The 3,176-nt window shown below is 72.1% G+C and carries 5 protein-coding genes; all 5 read left to right on the top strand.

Annotated elements, in window-relative coordinates:
- On the top strand, nucleotides 1-1,016 hold a 1,016-nt coding region (locus ACYC1Z_RS14910; RefSeq protein WP_461410296.1), incomplete at its 5' end, for a hypothetical protein.
- Nucleotides 1,017-1,027: 11 nt separating this feature from the next.
- A complete protein-coding gene (locus tag ACYC1Z_RS14905; protein WP_461410295.1) occupies nucleotides 1,028-1,348 on the top strand; it encodes a hypothetical protein in 321 nt (106 codons plus the stop codon).
- 40 nt (nucleotides 1,349-1,388) lie between these two features.
- The gene (locus ACYC1Z_RS14900; protein WP_461410294.1) at nucleotides 1,389-1,595 is read left to right on the top strand and encodes a hypothetical protein; all 207 of its coding nucleotides are present in this window, start codon (nucleotides 1,389-1,391) and stop codon (nucleotides 1,593-1,595) included.
- 227 nt (nucleotides 1,596-1,822) lie between these two features.
- Entirely contained in the window at nucleotides 1,823-2,422 is a 600-nt protein-coding gene (locus ACYC1Z_RS14895) for a hypothetical protein (RefSeq protein ID WP_461410293.1), read from the top strand.
- Entirely contained in the window at nucleotides 2,422-2,979 is a 558-nt protein-coding gene (locus ACYC1Z_RS14890) for a hypothetical protein (RefSeq protein ID WP_461410292.1), read from the top strand. The genes ACYC1Z_RS14895 and ACYC1Z_RS14890 overlap by 1 nt, the downstream gene beginning before the upstream one ends.
- The last annotated feature ends 197 nt before the right edge of the window (nucleotides 2,980-3,176 follow it).

Raw genomic sequence — 3,176 nt, 5'->3', positions numbered from 1 at the left:
GCGTCCACAACCCCGCCGCGGTCCAGCTACCAGGCGCCACCGTCACGCGCCGGATAGACGACGCAGGCGACGCCGCGGTTGAGGTCTACGCGCCAGAGGAAACGGCGGACGAGGATGAGGCCGCGTTCCTGGCGCGCGTGCTCAGGACCACGACGCGGGCCGTGGAGAAGGCGAAGACCCTACGCATAGCCACGGTGCGCATCGCCGCCGACCGCCCCATCGCGCTCTCCATCTCGTCCGACTGGCACCTCGACACCACCGGCGCCACCGACGTCGCGGGCCTGCTCGACCACGCCGACGCGATCCGCGAGACGCCGGGTGCCTACGCGTGCGTGATCGGCGACCTCGGCAACAACGCGATCAAGCACCGCGGCGGTGGCGGTCCGGCCTCAATCCCCGACGAGCTCCGGCTGCTGGACCTCGCGGTCGGCCGGTTCGGGCGGAAGATGTTGTGGGTGACGTCGGGCAATCACGACGACTGGTCTATTGCGTTCGCGGGCGTGGACAACCTCCGCTCGCTCGCCGCCCGTCGCCGCATCCACTACGCGCCGGACGAGTTGGTGGTGCTGGTGGAGATCGTGGACCCGGCCGACCCGGAGACGGTGACCGCGCGGTGGGTGATCGCCACGCGCCACCAGTACCGGCGGCACTCGGGCCTCAATCACACGCACGCGTGCTGGCGCTGGCTGGAGGAAGGGTCGGCGAGCGGCCACTGGCCGACCGACACAGAGGGCCGGACGCTCCTGCCCGACGTGCTGGCGATCGGCCACAACCACGTCGCCGCCGTCGAGTGTCGCAGCACGCCGCGTGGGAGTATCTGGGCGCTCAGGATGGGGTCGTGGCAGCACTCCAGCTCCTACTCCCGCGCCGTGGGGTTCCAGTCCACCGCGCCCACCGCCCCCACGGTGATACTCGCCCCGACACGCGCCGTTGACCCGCTGGCGTTCGCGGATTATCGGGTCGCGCTCGAATACCTGCGGACCGGCAGCGCACCGGCCACCGACGCCGCGGCGTGAGGACCGCCCTCGTGCCCGTATCGCGCTACTCAGCCCCCACGGGCCGGCCGCCGGTGGCAAGGGGCGGGTGGTGCAGCTGTACTTGTCACGACATTGTCGAGGCGGACGAGGCGGAGCGCGACCACGAGGCCGGGCTGCTCGCCGTGCGCGTGGCGATCAACGGGCTCGGCGCCGTCGCGGTCGCCTGCACGCTCGTCACGGAGGCGGCCGTGGCCTGCGACACCTGTCGCCGCCACCACTCCCCCGCCCTCTCGGGCCGGCCGGCGGAGCTCGCACCGACGCGCCACTGGTCGCCGCGCCCGCTCCGAGGCGTGGACGATGGCGCCGCGTAAGCGACCGGCCGTCAGCCGCCCCGCTACCGTGTCGCTGAGTGTGGACGTGGGCGGCGCGTGCGTGTCCGTGGACCGCGTGCCGTGGGGCGACGCCGAGAGGATACTGGTGGAGCTGGTGGCGCTCACCGATCGGGTGCGCGCCCGGTGCCCGAGCCTCCGGAGCGTCGTGGAGGTGGTGCCGGGCGGGGCTCCGGTGGACGTGAGCGAGTGGGACGAGCCGAGCGGTCGGCGGGCGGTGGGGTTCTAGCGCGTTTCACATGCGTGTGATACGGGCGGGCGGATGTGAATCGGGCCTCCACGGTCAGCGTGGGGGCCTGTTGTCGCGCGCGTCAGGGGCCACAGCCGGGGTTGCTATCCCCTGAAAATAGTTGCGACAAGGTATCCCCTAGGGGTTGACAGGGTATCCCCCATGGGCTATACTTCTATCCACGCAGCAGGGACACCACTTACCGCTCCCGCACCGAGGATACCGCCATGACCAAGACCGCCGCCGCCCCCCTGACCGTCCAGATCGACATGTCCGACCGCTGCTCCCTGATCGTGGACGGAGATCACCGCGCCATGCTCGTCATCGACTGGCGTGCCCGGAGCGTCGGAACCGAGATCCGCCGCCGCTCGGAGAACGGCGTCACCGAGTACGAGTGGAACGGCCACCAGACGGCCTACGCGCTCCCCGACAACACCGATCCCGTCGCGCTGGCCGCGCTCGTCACCGACGTCCTCACGCCGCTCGTCCTCGCCCGCTGCGCCGCCTACGACGCGCTGGAGATCGGCCCCCGCGAGCAGGTCCGGCTCGGCTACGACGAGGCCGGAATCGAGATCGCCGCGATCCTCGACCAGACCGCCTCGCAGCTCGACCACGACGTGACGCTGAGCGAGGGCGGATTCTGGGATGCCAGCGACTATTTCGCCTCCAACTCCGACGCCGACATCGGGATCACCGCCGCGACGACGGATGAGGAGATCGAGGTCCGCGCCGCCGAGCTGGTGGCTGAGGCGCGTGCCGAGTCGGTCGTGATCGACCATGACGACACGGAGGGCGAGCTGCGCCGCCGCCGGGACGAGCTCGTCTGATGCCGCCCCGCCTGAGGATTCAGATCGCGGCCGGCGAACTCGAGACGCCGATCACCGAGCGCGCCGGGCAGACCATGGCGCAGACCCCGCGTGAGGTCGTCCACCGCGACCTGGGCCGCTACTACGCCGTGGTCGCCGACGAGCTGGCCCGTCTCACGCTCACCGAGGCTGAGGCATCGGTCGTCGTCGCCGCGCTCACCGGGAGCATCCACACGCCGCAGACCTACCGCTACGTCTGGATCGACGTGGAGGACCACCTGAGGTTCGCCACCGAGGACCGCGAGGCGGACGCCGCGGCGCGCGTCACCCTCTCCGCCGACGAGTTGGACGCGCGACAGTCGGCGCGGGACGTCGGTGACCGCATCCTCGGACCCGGCCCCGGCTCCGACACGGCGGCCGCTGGACTCGGCGCGCGGGGTGCGGCGGTGCTAGTGGCCAAGCTGCGCGCCCTCTCGCCCGGCGCGTCGATGGCGCTCTTGGATGCCGCCGAGCGGTACTTCACGGCCGAGGGCGGCCACGTCGCCCGGCTCCACCGCGTCGGCCTGGTGCGGCCGTAGCTCGTCCACCGCCCACACCCGCCCCGTCCGCTCACTCAGCGCGACGGGGCGGTTCCGCGTTCCGGGGCCAGCACATCCGGGCGTCACCCCTACCGCCCCCACCCCACCCACCGCGCCACGCTCCTGATCCGGAGCCGCCACACGATCCGCGCCCGGAGCAGATACAGCCGGTCCAGCGCCGCCCGCTCGGCGTCCCG

The sequence above is a fragment of the Georgenia sp. genome (assembly GCF_054605595.1).
The sequence above is the reverse complement of the archived record's forward strand: the minus strand, read 5'-3'. Positions and strand labels throughout refer to the sequence as shown.

Excerpts from the sequence above, each read along its gene's own strand:
- ACYC1Z_RS14895 (WP_461410293.1), top strand. The coding sequence starts at position 1,823 with ATGACCAAGACCGCCGCCGCCCCCCTGACCGTCCAGATCGACATGTCC.
- ACYC1Z_RS14890 (WP_461410292.1), top strand. The coding sequence starts at position 2,422 with ATGCCGCCCCGCCTGAGGATTCAGATCGCGGCCGGCGAACTCGAGACG.